We start from the raw sequence: 17,392 nt of genomic DNA, 5'->3' as shown, positions 1-17,392 counted from the left end.
TTATTTCTCCTCCGAAGATGCTTCCCAATCGCAAACTATTTGTGCCATTTCCTGTGGGGTTTCTTTATAGCCTCGTAATACCCACGCATTCATAAGCCCAAACAATCCATATGTAATAAATTGGATAAAGTAGTGCGTTTTGGCATCGGCATTAGCGACAATGGATGCCGCTTCTTGTAAATAGAAGTTTAGAATCACATATTGGCGATCAGCTGAGTAGAGCAGATCACAAATAGGACGAGTGGAAAGGCAAAATTCAAAAAACAGCCTGATGCCGTCATAACTACCAGTGGCGAAGTTGGTAGCACCGTGTTCGTCGGAAAAGCGCTTCCACAGACATGTGATTTTGAAAGACAGAACTTCATCTTTACTTTTGAAATAACGGAAATAAGTGGAGCGACCTACATCTGCCTTGGCAGTCATCTCCTCAATACTGATTTTTTCAATGGGTTTTTCTTTCATTAGTTCCAGCAACGCTGTACCCATACATTCTTTCAGATAGTCTGTTGTAGCCGTTGTCCTTCGCATAAGAAACGTCTCCTTTAATTGCGTATCATTGAAACAAGGATTGTCATTTGTTCCACTTTCGCTCGGACTATTGACAACGCCTGCTTCTGTGATATTCATAGCATCTATGATACTATCGTTTCATTTATACTATCATTTGCTATTTGCCCTGTCAAGCTAAAATGCGAGTACGACGAGCAGAAAGGAAAACTATGGGTACGATTTTTTCCCGTGTAAAACTCAGCGGAAAGCATGTGGCCGCCCTCTTGGCGCTGATGCTGCTCTCCGCTGTGACAGCCATGCTGCTGCCTACTGCCCTGGCCAGTATGATTGACATCGGAGTGGCCGGAGAAAACCGAAACACCATCCTAATCATTGCGGCGGTGATGGCAACCCTGGCCATTCTGCGGCTCTGTGTTTATTATATCTGAGCTATTCACAGTAAAGTTGGACATTTGTATTCAGCGGGAGAAAATAACCTTGACAAATCTCGTCTCAACAGTCTATCCTTGAAAAGTACGCAAAGGAAAACGGATTCAAAAATACCCGTGTATTTATTGACGACGGTTGGTCGGGCGTAACCTTCGCAAGACCGGCTTTTACAGAGATTATGGAGCTTGCAGAACAAGGATTGATTGCTAATCTTATCGTCAAAGACCATTCGAGATTAGGACGAAACCGCTTGATTGTCGGTCAGCTTTTGGAAGAAGAATTTGACCGATTGGGTATTCGATATATCGCCATTATGGATAATATTGATACCGCAAAAGGACTAAGCGACATTGTTCCTATGCAAGACTTATTCAACGAATGGCACGCAAAGAATACAAGTCAAAAGGTACGCAATGTTTTCAAGAACAAGGGAATGGCAGGCATACCACTTACCACCAATCCACCTTTCGGATATATGAAAAATCCCGAAAACACAAAGGAATGGCTGATAGACGAGCCTGCCGCAAAGATTGTCAGACAAATCTTTGAAATGTGCGTTTCAGGCTTAGGACCGACACAGATAGCAAAAAGGCTGAAATCGGATAAGATATTAACGCCGACCGAGTATTGGAACAGTATGGGAAGAAACTGCGGCAATCCGCCTGCAAGACAATTCAACTGGTGTTCGGATACGGTTGCGAGTATTCTTTCCAAACAAGAGTATTGTGGCGATACGGTAAACTTCCGAAGTACAACAAAGTCTTTCAAGAACAAAAAGAAGATTGAAAGACCGCAGGAGGAATGGCAGATCTTCCCGAACACGCACCCTGCCATTATCGACCGTGAAACCTTTGAGCTTGTGCAGGAACTCAGACAGCACCGCCGCAGACCGACAAAAAGCGGAATTGTCAGTATGTTTTCGGGACTTCTTTACTGTGCCGATTGTGGCGAGAAACTGTATTACAGCGTGACAAACAATTACAAGCGAGAGCAAGCCTATTTCTTCTGCTCTTCCTATCGTAAAAATTCCGAAGTGTGTTCTGCACACTATATCCGAGAAAAAGTGGTTGAGGAAAATGTTCTTGAGAATATGCGGCGAGTATTTCGTTATGTTCAGGCTTATGAGAAAGAGTTCGCCAAACAGCAGATGAAATGCTACGGAGAGGAAAAGCAAAAGGAACTTTCCGAAAAACGCAGAGAACTTACCAAAGCCGAGAAGCGTATCAAGGATATTGATTTGCTGATTCAGAAGATTTACGAGGACAATGCAATGGGCAAACTTTCCGATGAACGCTTTGCCACAATGTCAATGGCGTATGAGGAAGAACAGAAAAATCTCAAAGAAGCAATACCCGATATGCAGGCGTACCTTGAAACCGAAACGGACAAGTCTGAAGGCTTACAGCGTTTTATTGACAAGGTAAAACAGATTACGCAGCCAACCAAGCTTACTCCCGAACTGGTACACGAATTCATTGAAAAGATTGTGATACACGAACGGAGATACCTTGACGGAAAGCGTTATCAGCTAATGGACATCTATTACAACGGCGTTGGTGTGATACGAGGGCTTACCCCTGAAGAAATGGAAGAAGCCTTTCAGGAACACCTTGCCAAACGGAAGATAAACAAAGCAAAGACGGCGTAACCAATGGCTACACCGTCCAAAACAATCAATATTTAATTCAATTACAAGAGCGACCTTGGGGCACCTTCCTTACGGAGGGTGCCCCAAGCAAGCCACTTTTTTTCATCATCTTCTCGATATGCACGTATGACCATCATCGTCCTCCAAACACAATAAACAAATCTTACTTTTTACTTAATTTCTTAGAAATATATCTCTCGACCCTGTCTACTTCCTTTGGCATCGTCCATCCTGATCGTGAAAAAGCATCCTTGGCATAAGATTTAAATAGATACATACATGATAATAAAGCTTCACCCATTTCTAGAGTACTAGCTGTATGAAACCATTTATTCATCAACTCATGATCACGATGATCTATATATTCAAAAATCCTTTTATAACATTTTCCAAGTTTTAGTTTTTCTTGATGTTGAAGCTGAATATCAAAGCTCATCATCTTCAGGCATTCTTCCATGCAGATATGAGTAAAATAATAATTTGCATATAAAAGGTCATGGCGTAAAATTCCTTTTAGTACATAAAGTGAGATCCAGTAAAATTCATTGATGCATGCTAAAGCATCTGAATAAGAAAGCATTTCTATTTCATAAGTATGATTGATATAATCCTTTTGTAAACAAAGATTTCTCTTATCTAACAGAACATGGACATTTTCTTCATGCAAATAGGTTTCAAGATCCCAAAGAGGGGCTATTTTTAAATCAATACGATTCCCATCCTGAAACATCATTAAATAAGTTTTCGCATGTTTTAAACAAGCCATGGCTTCTGGTTTTTGAAGAATCATGATTTCCCCAAAATCTTCAATAAAAGTATCATCAAAAGTGTCAATATCTTCTACAAAATAAGTAATATCATAATCACTAAAAGCATCTGCCTCATTGCTATTACGGCTTCCCTCCTGGGTTACTAGTAAAATGCGTTCATCTTCAGCTTTAGAAAAGATCAGTTTCATCATTTCACTATGACTTCTCATAGAAAGCTCCTAGCTGCCTTATAACCATACTTTTCTTCGGTTTCTAATACTGCACGATTTACAGCCTTTCCTAAAACATAAGCCGCCAGTGTACCAACAACATCCGGGCTTGACTTTATTTTACCGGTTGCCAATGCATAAATTGAATCCCCATCCATGGAAGTATTGAGCGGGCGTATCGTACGTGCAAGACCATTGCTCGCCATAGCTGCTACCTTATTCATTTGTGTCTTATCTAAAGCTGCATTGGTTACAATGGCTCCAATCGTCGTATTAAAAGAGAATTTACTTGCGATCTGAAGCAATTTGACAGCTTCTTGCTCACTGCTAACCATACCATCTTTTTTCACATTCAAAAGACCTGCTAACTGATGATTGGAATCCATCTCAAAAACATCGCCTATGGCATTCACAACGACTATAGCTCCTACCTGCAAACGGCCAGTCTGTACAGCATAACATCCCAGCCCGGATTTCATCGCAAAGTTATCGCCACGTATCTTTCCTACTGTAGCTCCCATGCCGGCGCCAACATTGCCATTGCGCTCTAGATTTTTTTCACTATCTACACAGGCCGCATACCCCATGGCAGCATCTGGACGAACCTGATCATCCACACATCCTAAATCAAAGATACAAGAGCCAACAACGATTGGCACTAGTGATTTTCCTACCTTTAAGCCAATCTTATGTTCCTCTAAATACTTCATGACACCACCTGCTGCCTCCAAACCATAAGCGCTGCCGCCGCTTAACAATAAACCATGTATTCCATCATTGCTAGCTGTTGGCCTCAAGAGTTCAGTTTCCCTGGAGGCAGGACCGCCGCCACGCACATCAACACCACAGACCGCCTTTTTCTCACAAATGATCACACTGCATCCTGTTGCATGTTCTTCATCCTGGGCATGACCGATTCGAATACCTTTCATATCATGTAGGCTAATTTCTTGCCATTCACTCATTTTTCCACCTGCTTTCTTGCTTTCTTCTATATAAACTTATTCTATCATAAAACAGATATGGGATAAATCAGACATCAGAAAAACTATATTGACACCCTTATACTTATAATCATTTTTACTAGAATATTTATCCATGTTTTAGCTAATCAAAAAAGATGGATTAAAATCAGAGATCATGTATCCATCTTTTTGATCATATTCTATGCAATTAATAACTATTTTTATTTAACTTTCTCTTATAAAGAATACTACTGCTTAAACCTATGCATGACAACAGTGCGATCATAATCCACATTAAGTTTTTTGAATGATCCCCTGTATCAGGTGTTGAAGGAGTCACAGGACTCGTCGGTACCTCACCATTATCTGCAATCGTAAATTCAGTTGTAGCTTCACCCGTGACAGATATAATAGCCAGGGTATGTTTACCTTTGCTTAAAGTATTCAGATATTCCTCTTTAAGTGTTACAATGGTGCTTCCTTCCTGAACGATATAGTGTTCTGCCGCAACCTCATTACCATCGACCCTAACACTTAGAAAATGATCAAAGTCAGCATTTGAACGGAAAGCAAGACCTTCAGCTTCACCATTATAAATACTATTTGCACCCTCAATGATGACCGGATCAAAAGCCGTGTCTGTTTCACCACAAATCGTACATTTGCCGCCAACAAAATCATGACCTTTGGCCGTTAATATCGTATCTTCTAAATCAATAGCTTGTGTTAATGTTTCATCAGTAAAATATTGATTTAATTCCGGACAGTACCAATATTCAATATTACCGTCTTCCGTACATGTAGGTTCTTTCATTTCAATTTTAATCTTCGTTAATTCATTCCATTGTGCAGTTAACGTCTTATTAGAAGTCAAAGCGTAAACCTCACCTGCCTCAATGATTGAACCAGTTCCATCATCCCATCCTAAGAATAAATAGCCTGTACGATTTAAAGCTGGAAGTTCAATTTCACCTTCTGCTTCAGTCACAATCTGCACCATTTTATTCGTACCATCATTGTAAACTAACGTAGCAGTATATGAAACAGTAGAAGATCCATCATCTATCGCTGTAATGACAGCTTCTGAATCTGCATGATCAATAGTTTCTTGTAATGTAGAATAATATGTATAATAATCATTATTTTGTAGCTCATATTTTATTTCACTATCCACAAAATTCATCATCGAAAGATTAAATGATCCTCCGGAAACAGATATATTATTTATAGTATTCGATGTTGTTTTTTCTGTTATACCTGTAAATTCTCCTCCATCAATTATAATACTTTCCAATCCTGTATTAGTCACAGCTAAAATATCGCCATCAAAATTACCACCTATAACATGAATGACTGCAGGATTACCATAATTATTCTTATCGACATCTGCTTTAAGTGAAGCTGACGCACCAGAAAAACTGCCTCCTTCAATATTTACTTCTCCGCCAGAAGAATAAATATAAACACCATATCCTTCATTTTCTTTCATCAAAGATCCATTAGCTATATAAGTACCGCTTTTGATCGTTGCTCTTCCTTCATATCCAATACCAATTGCACAACGGGCCCAGGTATAACCGCCTGTAAAATCACCAGTAACAGTAAAATTACAATCAATAAAAGTCGTATTAGCGCCTGACATTTCAATACAAGGGCCTCGATTCGCTGTTATCGTAACACCGTCAAATACGACCGGGCTATTTTCATAGTCATAAACATCTACCAAAAAAGCTCTAGTGTCTACTTCATAAGTTCCCCCATTAACTTGCATATTAACCGTGTCAAATGTTTCTGCAACATAAAATGCATCATTGTTGGTTGTGACAGTTAAATCATTTAATTCAATATTAGCACCAGATGCTCCTTCTAGAAAACGGAAAAAAGCACCATTATTCGTATTGCCTGTATAATTACCACCATTAATAGTGAAATCAGAAACAGCCTCAACTTTAATAAAACCAAGAGCACTTGTATTTTCCTCAGGAATGATCATACCTCCCTCATCAGCAACAATAGTAAAACTATCTGTGTTTACACAAATAGGACGTTCATTTTCTACTCTGTTTGTAATAGTATAATCACCAAGATCAAGCACTGTTGACTTCGTAACATTAATGATCGAATCAACTTCTACATCTTGCAGCAATTTTACATTCCCTCCGGCTTCCAGGGCCTCTTTAAGAGTTGCATATTCTACTCCGTCTGCACTGGCTTCTCCTCCAGCTGCCGATACCATTGTTGGCATAAATGCAAAAGTCATACACGCTGCTACCAGAATGCTCCATAATTTCCGTTTCATCTTCAACATACTACCTCCATCCTTTCATCGAATTCTTTAAAAGAAACGAAAAAAAGCGCAATTTAACCCTAATTTAAAGGGCGCATGCACTTTATGATATAAAATAGTTTTTAACTTAAGCAGGATCATTGACATAGTTATTCTGTCTGTCATCACCTTTATCAAGTCCTTTCTGCATATATATCAATATACTTATTTTTACACCAGCAATGATTTTTGTCAATATCTTTTTTGTTCAACAATATCCCTCTTATTATTTATTTATATTTCATTCTTAACTATGATTTTTATCATAAAAACCATGCTTCATGATAAAAAATTCATTGATATAAATCAAAACAAAAATAAATAAAATACAGCTAAAATAAAGTATATGATAACAAATATATTATATTTTATACATCATCAAAACTTATTTTATTCTCAGATAAAATCATAAAAAAATATCTGATTATATTTAAAAGCAATTTAATGCATTCATATATTATTTAAACAAAACATCGCTTTTTATAGTTATATTAATCATTCCTAATATTATGTTTACCCTAAACATTCAATATACAAAATCAACTTATATTATATTGACATTTATCAGGAAAGGCATATAATATACTTAAAATATTTTATTTAAAATATTTTAAGTATTTAAGGAGGAGATTATGTTAGCAGAAGAATTCCAGAAAGTTTATGACATCTTCAAAATGAATTTCTATGCGTCTTTATGCCGTAATACAAAAGATTTAAACATGCAGGAAGCTTTCAGCTTAGATATTATTCATATGTTGAAAGAACCTACAATTCTTGAATATGCCAGCTATATGGGAATCTCACAGCCCAATGCTACCTATAAGATCAATCAGATGATCGAAAAAGGTTATCTGACTAAAGTGCCAAGCAAAGAAGATAAGCGTGCTTCACATTTAAAGGTCACACAGAAATTTATTGACTGTTATCGGGAAAATGATCTATATATCTCAAAAACGCTCAATCATATTGAAAAGATCTTTGACCCTGAAGAAGTGGCTCTTCTTGAAAAAATGCTTATTAAGATTGATGACGAAATGAAAAAAGGAGAACATACAAATGATTAAAATTATTACCGATTCTACATCCGATATTTCTTTAGAGCTTGCGAAAGAAATGAATATTGAAATCGTACCGCTGATCGTACGTGTTGACGGGAATGAATACAAAGACCGTGTTGAACTTTCACCAGAAGACTTTTATAAACAGCTGGAAGAAAAAGATCTGACACCATCTACATCACAGCCATCACCACAAGACTTCTTAAAAGTCTATGAAAAAGCTAAAGAAGCTGGAGATGAAATCTTAGTAATTACTTTATCTAGTGAAGTTAGTGGAACTTATCAAAGTGCCATGATTGCAAAAGAACTACTAGAATATAACAAAATTCAGGTTATAAACAGTGCCAGTGCAACATTTGGATTAAGAATCATTATTGAAAAAGCTCTTCAATTAAGAGATGAAGGAAAAACATTAGAAGAAATTGTAGCTTTCTTAGAAGATTATAAACAAAAAGTTCATATTTTTGCTTTAGTAGATACTTTAGAATATTTCTACAAAGGAGGCCGTCTTTCTAAAACAAGTGCTACTGTAGGAACTTTATTAAAGTTTAAACCTGTCGTAGGTATCAAAGACGGAAAGCTTGAATTATTTGCGAATTGTCGTGGTACTCGTAAAAGCATCTCTAAGATCATTGAACTGATCCATGAAACTGGTGATATTGATCTGCAAGAACCTGTATGTATCGGATATACTGGGAACAGCGAAGGATTAGATAAATTTGAAAATCTTTTAAAAGAAGAATTTCATTTTGAAAATGTGATCCATGGAATCGTAGGACCTGTTATCGGTTCTCATGCCGGGCCTGGTGGAAGAATTATTGCTTTTGTAAGAAAATAAATAATCATGGTGTTTTTAATTTCTTTTAAAAGGCATCATTTCTCAGATGAGAGATGATGCCTTTATTTATATAAAATCTTTTAGCTGAAGAAAATCACCAGAAATATTCAATTGACCCATCTTTGTCTTCTCAAATTCCCCATGACAATCACTGCCACAAGTGATCATTCTTTTTTTCTTATGACAAAATTCTAGACAAATATTTGTAATCTTTTCACTATGTGATGAATAGTAACATTCTACGCCATCAAAAGGGTGTTCCAGCAAACGCTCTAGATATGTCTTAAATTCATTGAGTGTATGATAAGGAATCGTCTTTCCTGGATGAGCAAGAATCGCTTTTCTATTTGCTTTATGAATTTGATCACAGACTTCATCAATTGACGGGAAATTTGCTTCCGCATAAGAATGATGATATCTGGCATAAATTTCAAAGCCATCCCAGATCGTTTCACAAATTCCCTTATCAGCAAAATAATGCAGAAGCTTCCAGCCTCCTTTTTTTCAATCATAAGAAAAATTCCGGTATTCCTGAAGTGAAAGTGCAGGATGATCACGTATCACTTTTTCAAGCAGCTTTACATTCACTAATTCAAGACGAGAATTATTTTCTTCGATAAACTTTTTAAATTGCTGATCATGAATATCAAAATTATATCCCAAAATATGAAAATCAATATAATCATCTACACTATCAATCTCAACACCAGGAAGAATTTTTACATCTAACTTTTTATTTTCCAATTCATCATAAGCTTCTATACAGCTATGATCACAGATGAAGATGAGTTCAACCTGATTTTCTTTTGCCCTTTCAATGATTTCATTCACCGTATATGTACCATCTGAATACATGGAATGTATATGCAAATCCACTTTTTTCATGATCATTTATCCAATTCTACTTTGCTTAAATATAAAACAGGCACATCATGAGTCAGCCATACATTGTTTACGGAAAGATAAAAATCATAACCATCCTTAGCCATCTTTTTAGCGTCTACTTTATAAATTACTACTTTTCCATGACGCTTTCCCACCTTTATAGCGGTCTCAATATCCCATGACAAATGTACATATAATCGAGCTTTCGATAATAAGCCCTGCTGATCGATCGAAGCAACATATTTTTCACCCGTTCCGTGATACAAAATTTCTGGAGGAGTTCTTTTCTTTAGTTCAACATCGACCTGAATCGAATGCCCTTGATTGGCCCTGATCAATGTTTTATCTGCATTAAAAGAATATCTTTGTTTTTCATCTGTCCTGACAATTTCTTCCAGTTCATTCATACCAAACGTCTTGCTCTTATTTTCTTGAATACCTTCAATCAAATCATTTACCTTTACCCAGCCGTGTTCGTCCATGTCCAAACCGATTGCTTCCGGGTGATGACGTAAAAGCATTGACATATATTTGCTGATTCTTGTTAATTTTATTCTATTTTCATCTATATCATTCAGCATCATTAATAACCTTTTCTAAATAATCTCTATCTTTGCTTTTCTTTGTCGGTATAAAGCGATTGACAAGATTGATCTTCCCTTTAAATTTAATATAGAAAAAGCCAAATACAGAAAAAACTGAAGCGCCGATAAAATTAACGATCAAGTCCTGCATCGTATCAATCAGCCCTATATCTAAATAACCATGAATAGGCAAAGCTGTTCCATCAATCACCACATTACCTATATCCCTAAAGGTCGTCATAGAACCATCAGCACTTATAGACACTGAATTCAAGATATGAATGATTGTATCTTTCTGAGTATCCATTCCAAATATCTGATCCATTCCAAATTCAAAAAATTCCCATACAACGCCAATCGTCATTGAAAAACAGAATGCGACGATAACAACAAATATAGGTGAAAGTTCAAACTGGATCTTCTCACTATCATTTAAAAGAGTAACTAATGAAAAGCCGATCGCTGCAGCCAAAAAGCCGTTTATCGTATGTAACATCGTATCCCAGAACGGAAAAAGAAGATAATAATCATCTATTTCTCCTAAAATTTCAGCCGCAAAAATAAACAGCAGAATAATAATTTCCAATGTTGTCGGTAATTCTACTTTAAAAGTAAGCTGTATAAAACTAGGAACCATTAATAGAATCAGCGTCAGGATACATAAGAAGACATTTTCATAATTGCCGTTAAAAAACTGCAGGATACCTACTGCAATGACTGCAAGACGCAATACAGAATAAACAATGAAGGTACTTTTATGTTCACGAATCTCCATTGCCAACGCCTTCATAAAACGACTAAATATTGATTTTTTCATCATATTCCTCCTAGTCGATCGTTCCTGCCGGTGCTGCATAGACCACAAATTCTTCCTCACCATCAAGTGCAAATGTTTCATTGCATTTATAATCATCAAAGGCCGCTAAACAACAAGTTCCCAGTCCTAAAGCACTGCAAGCCAGATATAAGTTTTGTCCTACATGTCCGGCATCGATCAAAGCTGGCCGATGGGCATAAATACCATAACGCCACTCACAACGATAAGCAACAAAAGACCAATAAAAAATCACATTGGCTTTGACAGCCCACTTTTGTCCAACAAGCGTTTCATCGATAATTTCTTCTGCATGATCTATATTTCCTAAAAATTCAAGTTCATGTGTCATAGGAAGATAATGATACTTTCCTGCTTTTAACCCCTCTACCTGATTTACAATCAAATATGTTTCAAAGCCATGACGGGCACCTCCACTAGGAACCGTACGCATCGTTGCATAATTTTCTCCTCGGATACCCTTGACTCCCTGAGTCATATATAATAAATAAGAAAGCTGAAGTAAAGTCATCTTTTTTTGAGAAAAAATACGGTGACTTTTTCTTTCCATTAAGATTGTAGTAAAATCTTTGTTGATATTCAAAGCATCGAAATCCTTTGAAAGAGCAATCAAACAATTGCCGGTTTTTTCTTTACACAAAGGAGGCTGTGGTTTTTTTAACTGCTGATCTGATATAAAATCACTATTTTCATCTTCAGCTCTGAATTTCATAAAATTCCTGCCAGCTTTGATCCTTCTCTTAATTTCTTTTTCGTCCATGTTTACTTCCTCCATGATAAAAGATTATATCATATCTTATACGGAAAAAGCATGACATTTCTGTTATCCTTCTTTTTGTTCATTTTTTAGCCAGCTATATTGCTGATAGAAAAATTGCCCTGCAAGACAAGTAATAAAATTACTGATGACCATCGCCCACCAGATACCGGCAGGTCCTAGATTTGTAAAATAATAAAACAGATAAATCATTGGAATTCTAAGACCCCATAAACGAAAAGTTGAAAGAATTAAGATGAGTCTTGTTTTTCCAGCTCCACTGAATACACCATGAATATTCTGAAACCACCCCATAAAAAAGATCGTCACAACAACATAAAAACAATATTCAAGTGTCATATTCATCAATTCATTAGAAGCATCACTGACAAACAATAAGACAAGATAACGAGATGCAAAAAGGCCTATGATCATTACGATGGCACTGCATATTGCTGTTAAGATCATGGCTTGTTTGAAACATTCCTTTGCTCTTTCACGATTGCCAGCTCCAATATTCTGACCAATAAATGGCGCTAATGCTCCACCAAAAGCATTAACAGGAATATAATACAGATCAGTGACCTTATTTCCTAAACCATATGCACTCATTGCAATTGATCCATAACCGACAATTGACTTATTCATCAAGACAAATCCAAAACTAGATAAAAACTGTGCTAATGAAGCTGGAATTCCTACAAAGATCAGTTCTTTGAATACCTGCCATTTCATTTTGCTCTTAAATGAACATACGACATGATCATGATCATGAAAAAGAATATAAAACACAAAAGGCATCACTAAGACTTTACTTAATACAGTCGCAACTGCCGCTCCCAAAACTCCCATATGTAAGGTAAAGATAAAAAATGGATCTAAGATCGTATTTAAAATAGCTGCGATTGCATTAAAAACAACAGCACTTCGCCCATCTCCATCTGCTTGTCGAATTGTTTGAAATATATTCAAAACAAACAAAAATAGAAAATCAAAAGAAATGCCAAACAGATAAGCAGAAGCATCCTGATAGATATCTGCAGGTGTCTGCAGCCAGTCTAAAATCAGCGAAGAAAATAAAAGACATCCAGCCCCTATTACAATGCCAAAAACCATGGCAATGACTAATAAATGAGTTGCATATTCATTCGCCTTTTCAGGATCCGAGCTTCCCAAAGCCTTCGAGATCATTGAAATACCAGCTGCACTTAACCCAACGACCAAAGCACTGCCACAGCCCATGATCGGCCCAATCAAGGCAACTGCCCCTACCTGCAATTCCCCCATCCTGCCAACCCAGAATGTATCAACGATATTATATAAAGAATTCACAAGATTAAGTACCATTAAAGGCAGGGCCAATTTCATCAACCCTGCTTTGATATCCCCATTTAATAAATATGACTTACTTAATCCGCTCATAGCTACTATTGTAGCATAAAAATTTATATTTTTTAAAAATTAATCACAAAAAAATAAATTATTTTTTTTAGGAATTTTATGGTTTTGATGCATATAAGAATAGTAGGAGGTAACAGTTATAATGAAACATAAAAGCTATGACTATCAAAGCAAATATGTTCTCTCACGCCCTCTCTTTCTTGCTTATATCCTTCACCACTGTATCTCAGAATTTAAGAAGATTCCAATCGGCATCATCGCTTCTGACTGTATCCATGATATCTCTTTCAATCAGAAAGAAGTCCATCGTCTGTCACCTTTCATTACCCAGTTTGAAGATGATACTCTGAAAGAAGGAAAAGTCGTTTTTGATATCTTCTTTATGGCACATCTGCCTGAGAGTGATCAGGATATTGACTTCTACATCAATATCGAAATTCAGGATGACTTCTATCCCAACTATCCTTTATCGGCAAGAGGGGTCTATTATGGCGGAAGGATGCTTTCCATGCAGTATGAGGATCAGATCAAAAGTTCCCATTATGAAAATCTCAAGAAGGTCTATTCAATTTGGATCTGTCTGAATCCTCCCAAGGAAGAAAGAGGCAGCATAACAGAAATCTCACTGGACAAAAAAGTTCTTCTTGGATACAATAAGCTTAGAAAAAAAGACTATGACAAACTGTCAGTGATCCTGCTTTACTTAGGTGAGGAAAGCAAGAATGAATGCTTAGGTTTCTTGCAGACATTATTTGATGGAAATATCAAAGAAAAAAGAAAAATTGAAGTTCTAGAAAAAGACTATGGCATTAAAATGAATGAAGAATTGAGAAAGGAGATCCGAGAAATGTGTAATTTAGATGAGTATGTGGCAAATCGAGGCAAAGCTGAAGGATTGGCTCAAGGCATTGAGAAAACAACCTTAAAATCACTTCAAAGTGTTATGAAACATTTACAAGTTGATTTAAAAAAGGCCATGGAAATTTTAGAGCTTCCAGTAGAGGATTTTTCAAAATACCAGCAATTACTAAAACACTAAAGCTTCATCGCCAAACCTGATAAGCAGTATTCAAATATAATGAATACTGCTATTTTATTATGAATAACGTATAACTTCTTTCACTCAATCATTTTTTACACAATTTCTACCCTTCAATCGTTTTCACATAAAAACTTCGATTACGTGGACCATCAAATTCACAAAAATAAATACCCTGCCAGATTCCTAGAATCAGCTTGCCTTCATGAACGATAAAGGTTTGATTACAGCCAAAAGCACTGCTTTTCATATGAGCAGCTGAATTCCCTTCCATGTGATGATAAAAGTCATCGTTTGTAGGAAATACTTTTTCATAACCATAGATCATATCATTACATACAGATGGATCGGCATTTTCATTAACACTAATGCCGCAGGTCGTATGTGGTGTATAAACCACACAAATACCCTCTTGAATATCTAAATCCTTTTTAACTATATCCGTAATATTGATTAGCTGCATTCTTCGTTCACTTTTTATTTCATGTTTAACTAAACTCATATCATTTCCCCACTTTCTTTTATTTTGCACATGATCCATTGATCGACATATTGTACACACTGTGATAATGTCAGATCAGAAATATCTAAAACATCTATTTTTGGCTGCGTAAGATGAGCATTCTCTTTCAGCCAGCGATTGAAGTGCAATGATGATAAGATCCACTTTTCATCATAAACCTCTCGTTTCTTAAGTCTTTCTTTCAAAACTTTTTCATCAGCTATGAACGCAAGATAGTATACATTGAGAAACCACTTGCGTTGTGGCAGGCTTTCCATCTGCTCAGGTGTGTTACAGCCACATAAAACCACAGGCTTGCCTCCCTGTGATATAGCTCCACATACCCTCATCCATAGCTGACGATAAGCATAGTAGTTATCTTCAGGTGTATCATAAATCTCATGCCATAAAAGATCACTTTCCATGACAATATAGGCGCTTTCCTTTTTAAACAGCTCATTACATATCGTTGATTTTCCTACACAGGAATCACCCGTTATGATAAATAAAGGCTGTTTGTGAGTGATTTCCATGACAATTTCCTCCAAATAAATACTAATATTATTATACACATTTCATAAATAACTTTCATTATTTTGCTATCAAAAAAGAAGTCCTTACGGACCTCAATCGATTACTGTAGGAGTACGACCGATACCTACGACCATACTGACAAGCTTACGCCACGTATTACACCCGGCTATACCATCAGCACTTAAAGAATTATTACGCTGATAGCTAATTAAAGCATCTCTTGTATGTGTTCCAAAAATGCCATCCAGGTATTTTGTGCTGTAACCAAGAGCATTTAATGCATCTTGAAGAATAATGACATAGGTTGAAGTATCACCCATTCGAAGAAGCGGATAGCCACTTCCCGGATTACAGGCTCCCCTTCCATATCGTCGATCAAAATGAACCCATGTCGGTGTCATACTTAATGGTTCCACATAACCCCAGACACCTAAATCTGTTGCTATCTGATGGATACGATTCCGCTGTGCCTGGCTTAAACGCTGTCCAACATCAAAAGAAACTCCTGCATAATGCTGAGATTGCTGTCCATGCCCACCTTCCCAAATACGTTTGAAAGCATAACCTACTGGAATTGCTGATCCATATGTTCTTCTTGTTGCATTCCACGCTTCCATGGCCCGTGTTGTCGTATATAAAAGAGAACTGCGTGAGGAACCACGAAATTCTCTCACTAATAAAGTTCTTTCATAAGAATATGGCATTGGGCTGCTTTCCTCACGATTCAAGGTCATCATTCTGTTATCTGATTCATCATAAACGAGTATTTTTGTCATAAGAGCCTCCACTTTAATCTATGACAAAAAAATAAATATGTGAGTAAAGTCTTTTGATTTGTATATCCTCTATCTCTATGGTAATATTCAAAGATATGAAAGAATATATTGAATTCAGAAGAAGAAAGTCATGATATTCTTTTATGAAGGAGGCTTTTTATGAAAATTATTGTAGGAATTATTATATTGGTAATTGTACTTATCATCTATCTTTGGAGCAATTATACGATTGAACTTACACATTATGATCACACATCATCAAAAATCAAAAAGTCTTTAAGAATCCTTCATATCAGTGATCTGCATAATAATCAAATATTTATTCAACAATTAAAAAAGATCGTAAAAGATACGAAACCGGATCTTGTTCTTTTAACAGGAGATTTTGTCGCTGGCAATCATTATATGAATTCAGCTGACTTTTTTCAGGTACTCGCTGATATTCCTTCTTATTATATTGATGGAAATCATGAATTAGCGATGGATTCTTTTAAAAAGAAATTATTTTATGACAAATTAATGGAAAATAATATTATATTACTTGATCACAATAAAAGTATCTTATTTCAAGATCATATAAAAATTCTTTCACTTGATGAAGCGATCATCCGTTATGGAAATATCAGCGAAGCAAATATAAAAAGAAAAGCTTCTGATTTCAATATTCTGCTCATGCATCAGCCTGAAGTTTTTGATAAGTTAGATATTCATGATATTGATTTAATCTTTGCAGGACATGCTCATGGCGGTCAATGGCGGATCCCTTTCATCAATCAGGGAATATTGGCTCCTAATCAGGGACTTTTTCCTAAATATACAAGTGGGATCTATCAAAAGAATAACACCAGAATGATCGTTAGCAGAGGAGTTGGCACCATGGTCGTCATTCCTCGAATTTTCAATCGTCCGCAAGTAAATGTCATCGATATAAATAAAAGCAGAAATTCTTAAAGATTCTCTGCTTTCTTTGTTTTTATTCTAAATATAAAATAATACATATGGAATAGCCATACACATGCTAATACGATCTGTCCGATTACTACCTCATTCATCATCACAAAACCAATGCTCATCAAAACTGTTACTAGTGCCATGATCTTGATTTTATTTTTCAGAGTCATCTTCTTTTCATCTCTTAATGGAACGACCACTTTTTTATACATATTGGTTTCCACAAGCCAGTCATGCATCCTCTTTGAGCTTTTCGCAAAACAGATAGCACTTAATAGAAGAAAAGGGAATGATGGCAGCATTGGCAATACGGCACCAATCGCTCCGATTGCTAAAGTAATAAGTCCGACAATAAAGTAAATGATTCTCATATAA

General features: G+C 36.3%; 20 protein-coding genes. 6 read left to right on the top strand and 14 right to left on the bottom strand.

Annotated features, from left to right (window positions below):
- A complete protein-coding gene (locus BQ5367_RS05870) occupies positions 1-528 on the bottom strand; it encodes a TetR/AcrR family transcriptional regulator (protein ID WP_071430984.1) in 528 nt (175 codons plus the stop codon).
- 191 nt (positions 529-719) lie between these two features.
- On the opposite strand from BQ5367_RS05870, the gene BQ5367_RS05865 reads away from it, so the two are divergent.
- Together BQ5367_RS05865 and BQ5367_RS05860 are read left to right on the top strand one after the other, a co-directional pair.
- Complete coding sequence (locus tag BQ5367_RS05865; RefSeq protein ID WP_008978047.1) at positions 720-938, top strand: hypothetical protein; 219 nt, start codon at positions 720-722, stop codon at positions 936-938.
- Between the two features lie 56 nt (positions 939-994).
- The gene (locus BQ5367_RS05860) at positions 995-2,587 is read left to right on the top strand and encodes a recombinase family protein (protein WP_083383179.1); all 1,593 of its coding nucleotides are present in this window, start codon (positions 995-997) and stop codon (positions 2,585-2,587) included.
- A 163-nt stretch (positions 2,588-2,750) separates the two neighbouring features.
- On the opposite strand, the gene BQ5367_RS05855 is transcribed toward BQ5367_RS05860, so the two are convergent.
- The 3 genes from BQ5367_RS05855 to BQ5367_RS05845 all read right to left on the bottom strand — a co-directional run bounded on the left by BQ5367_RS05855 (position 2,751) and on the right by BQ5367_RS05845 (position 6,839).
- A complete protein-coding gene (locus tag BQ5367_RS05855) occupies positions 2,751-3,566 on the bottom strand; it encodes an aminoglycoside 6-adenylyltransferase (RefSeq protein ID WP_071441606.1) in 816 nt (271 codons plus the stop codon).
- Positions 3,563-4,531: a P1 family peptidase gene (locus BQ5367_RS05850; RefSeq protein ID WP_071441605.1), complete on the bottom strand. Its 969-nt coding sequence runs from the start codon at positions 4,529-4,531 to the stop codon at positions 3,563-3,565. The genes BQ5367_RS05855 and BQ5367_RS05850 overlap by 4 nt, the downstream gene beginning before the upstream one ends.
- A gap of 208 nt (positions 4,532-4,739) precedes the next feature.
- Complete coding sequence (locus BQ5367_RS05845; protein WP_071441604.1) at positions 4,740-6,839, bottom strand: InlB B-repeat-containing protein; 2,100 nt, start codon at positions 6,837-6,839, stop codon at positions 4,740-4,742.
- A 650-nt stretch (positions 6,840-7,489) separates the two neighbouring features.
- Here BQ5367_RS05845 and BQ5367_RS05840 point away from each other — a divergent pair.
- Together BQ5367_RS05840 and BQ5367_RS05835 are read left to right on the top strand one after the other, a co-directional pair.
- A complete protein-coding gene (locus tag BQ5367_RS05840) occupies positions 7,490-7,921 on the top strand; it encodes a MarR family winged helix-turn-helix transcriptional regulator (protein ID WP_071441603.1) in 432 nt (143 codons plus the stop codon).
- Positions 7,914-8,753 carry a DegV family protein gene (locus BQ5367_RS05835; RefSeq protein ID WP_071441602.1) on the top strand — a complete coding sequence of 280 codons (840 nt, stop codon included), beginning with the start codon at positions 7,914-7,916 and terminating at the stop codon, positions 8,751-8,753. Before BQ5367_RS05840 ends, BQ5367_RS05835 begins: the two co-directional genes overlap by 8 nt.
- Positions 8,754-8,819: 66 nt before the next feature.
- On the opposite strand, the gene BQ5367_RS13355 is transcribed toward BQ5367_RS05835, so the two are convergent.
- From BQ5367_RS13355 to BQ5367_RS05805, 6 genes are all read right to left on the bottom strand, one after another.
- Positions 8,820-9,020: a PHP domain-containing protein gene (locus BQ5367_RS13355; protein WP_143052353.1), complete on the bottom strand. Its 201-nt coding sequence runs from the start codon at positions 9,018-9,020 to the stop codon at positions 8,820-8,822.
- Positions 9,021-9,257: 237 nt separating this feature from the next.
- Entirely contained in the window at positions 9,258-9,638 is a 381-nt protein-coding gene (locus BQ5367_RS05825) for a PHP domain-containing protein (RefSeq protein WP_161940474.1), read from the bottom strand.
- A gap of 2 nt (positions 9,639-9,640) precedes the next feature.
- Entirely contained in the window at positions 9,641-10,219 is a 579-nt protein-coding gene (locus BQ5367_RS05820) for an RNA 2'-phosphotransferase (RefSeq protein ID WP_143052352.1), read from the bottom strand.
- A complete protein-coding gene (locus tag BQ5367_RS05815) occupies positions 10,209-11,039 on the bottom strand; it encodes a hypothetical protein (RefSeq protein WP_202615271.1) in 831 nt (276 codons plus the stop codon). The genes BQ5367_RS05820 and BQ5367_RS05815 overlap by 11 nt, the downstream gene beginning before the upstream one ends.
- A 10-nt stretch (positions 11,040-11,049) precedes the next feature.
- The gene (locus BQ5367_RS05810) at positions 11,050-11,817 is read right to left on the bottom strand and encodes a SagB/ThcOx family dehydrogenase (protein ID WP_071441597.1); all 768 of its coding nucleotides are present in this window, start codon (positions 11,815-11,817) and stop codon (positions 11,050-11,052) included.
- Between the two features lie 63 nt (positions 11,818-11,880).
- Entirely contained in the window at positions 11,881-13,182 is a 1,302-nt protein-coding gene (locus BQ5367_RS05805) for an MATE family efflux transporter (RefSeq protein ID WP_071441596.1), read from the bottom strand.
- A 175-nt stretch (positions 13,183-13,357) separates the two neighbouring features.
- Here BQ5367_RS05805 and BQ5367_RS05800 point away from each other — a divergent pair, with 175 nt between their 5' ends.
- Complete coding sequence (locus BQ5367_RS05800; protein ID WP_071441595.1) at positions 13,358-14,254, top strand: hypothetical protein; 897 nt, start codon at positions 13,358-13,360, stop codon at positions 14,252-14,254.
- Positions 14,255-14,360: 106 nt separating this feature from the next.
- Here the strand turns inward: BQ5367_RS05800 and BQ5367_RS05795 are convergent, their stop codons facing one another.
- The 3 genes from BQ5367_RS05795 to BQ5367_RS05785 all read right to left on the bottom strand — a co-directional run bounded on the left by BQ5367_RS05795 (position 14,361) and on the right by BQ5367_RS05785 (position 16,066).
- Positions 14,361-14,756, bottom strand: coding sequence for a secondary thiamine-phosphate synthase enzyme YjbQ (locus BQ5367_RS05795; protein ID WP_071441594.1), 396 nt, complete (start codon positions 14,754-14,756; stop codon positions 14,361-14,363).
- Complete coding sequence (locus BQ5367_RS05790; RefSeq protein WP_071441593.1) at positions 14,753-15,289, bottom strand: P-loop nucleotide/nucleoside kinase family protein; 537 nt, start codon at positions 15,287-15,289, stop codon at positions 14,753-14,755. The genes BQ5367_RS05795 and BQ5367_RS05790 overlap by 4 nt, the downstream gene beginning before the upstream one ends.
- Positions 15,290-15,382: 93 nt before the next feature.
- The gene (locus BQ5367_RS05785) at positions 15,383-16,066 is read right to left on the bottom strand and encodes a peptidoglycan-binding domain-containing protein (protein WP_071441592.1); all 684 of its coding nucleotides are present in this window, start codon (positions 16,064-16,066) and stop codon (positions 15,383-15,385) included.
- 159 nt (positions 16,067-16,225) lie between these two features.
- Between BQ5367_RS05785 and BQ5367_RS05780 the strand changes: the two genes are divergently transcribed.
- The gene (locus BQ5367_RS05780; protein WP_071441591.1) at positions 16,226-17,017 is read left to right on the top strand and encodes a metallophosphoesterase; all 792 of its coding nucleotides are present in this window, start codon (positions 16,226-16,228) and stop codon (positions 17,015-17,017) included.
- Here BQ5367_RS05780 and BQ5367_RS05775 read toward each other — a convergent pair.
- The gene (locus tag BQ5367_RS05775; RefSeq protein ID WP_071441590.1) at positions 17,014-17,388 is read right to left on the bottom strand and encodes a YbaN family protein; all 375 of its coding nucleotides are present in this window, start codon (positions 17,386-17,388) and stop codon (positions 17,014-17,016) included. The two genes, BQ5367_RS05780 and BQ5367_RS05775, sit on opposite strands and share 4 nt — an antisense overlap.
- Positions 17,389-17,392 lie beyond the last annotated feature (4 nt).

Origin of the sequence: Traorella massiliensis (assembly GCF_900104665.1) — a bacterium.
In the GTDB taxonomy this organism is placed as follows: Bacteria; Bacillota_I; Bacilli_A; order Erysipelotrichales; family Erysipelotrichaceae; genus Traorella; species Traorella massiliensis.
The sequence above is the reverse complement of the archived record's forward strand: the minus strand, read 5'-3'. Positions and strand labels throughout refer to the sequence as shown.

Bases quoted from the DNA above. Each gene is read 5' to 3' on its own strand.
- BQ5367_RS05870 (WP_071430984.1), bottom strand. From the start codon at position 528: ATGCGAAGGACAACGGCTACAACAGACTATCTGAAAGAATGTATGGGT.
- BQ5367_RS05865 (WP_008978047.1), top strand. From the start codon at position 720: ATGGGTACGATTTTTTCCCGTGTAAAACTCAGCGGAAAGCATGTGGCC.
- BQ5367_RS05855 (WP_071441606.1), bottom strand. From the start codon at position 3,566: ATGAGAAGTCATAGTGAAATGATGAAACTGATCTTTTCTAAAGCTGAA.
- BQ5367_RS05850 (WP_071441605.1), bottom strand. From the start codon at position 4,531: ATGAGTGAATGGCAAGAAATTAGCCTACATGATATGAAAGGTATTCGA.
- BQ5367_RS05845 (WP_071441604.1), bottom strand. From the start codon at position 6,839: ATGTTGAAGATGAAACGGAAATTATGGAGCATTCTGGTAGCAGCGTGT.
- BQ5367_RS05840 (WP_071441603.1), top strand. From the start codon at position 7,490: ATGTTAGCAGAAGAATTCCAGAAAGTTTATGACATCTTCAAAATGAAT.
- BQ5367_RS05835 (WP_071441602.1), top strand. From the start codon at position 7,914: ATGATTAAAATTATTACCGATTCTACATCCGATATTTCTTTAGAGCTT.
- BQ5367_RS05825 (WP_161940474.1), bottom strand. From the start codon at position 9,638: ATGAAAAAAGTGGATTTGCATATACATTCCATGTATTCAGATGGTACA.
- BQ5367_RS05820 (WP_143052352.1), bottom strand. From the start codon at position 10,219: ATGCTGAATGATATAGATGAAAATAGAATAAAATTAACAAGAATCAGC.
- BQ5367_RS05815 (WP_202615271.1), bottom strand. From the start codon at position 11,039: ATGAAAAAATCAATATTTAGTCGTTTTATGAAGGCGTTGGCAATGGAG.
- BQ5367_RS05810 (WP_071441597.1), bottom strand. From the start codon at position 11,817: ATGGACGAAAAAGAAATTAAGAGAAGGATCAAAGCTGGCAGGAATTTT.
- BQ5367_RS05805 (WP_071441596.1), bottom strand. From the start codon at position 13,182: ATGAAATTGGCCCTGCCTTTAATGGTACTTAATCTTGTGAATTCTTTA.
- BQ5367_RS05800 (WP_071441595.1), top strand. From the start codon at position 13,358: ATGAAACATAAAAGCTATGACTATCAAAGCAAATATGTTCTCTCACGC.
- BQ5367_RS05795 (WP_071441594.1), bottom strand. From the start codon at position 14,756: ATGAGTTTAGTTAAACATGAAATAAAAAGTGAACGAAGAATGCAGCTA.
- BQ5367_RS05790 (WP_071441593.1), bottom strand. From the start codon at position 15,289: ATGGAAATCACTCACAAACAGCCTTTATTTATCATAACGGGTGATTCC.
- BQ5367_RS05785 (WP_071441592.1), bottom strand. From the start codon at position 16,066: ATGACAAAAATACTCGTTTATGATGAATCAGATAACAGAATGATGACC.
- BQ5367_RS05780 (WP_071441591.1), top strand. From the start codon at position 16,226: ATGAAAATTATTGTAGGAATTATTATATTGGTAATTGTACTTATCATC.
- BQ5367_RS05775 (WP_071441590.1), bottom strand. From the start codon at position 17,388: ATGAGAATCATTTACTTTATTGTCGGACTTATTACTTTAGCAATCGGA.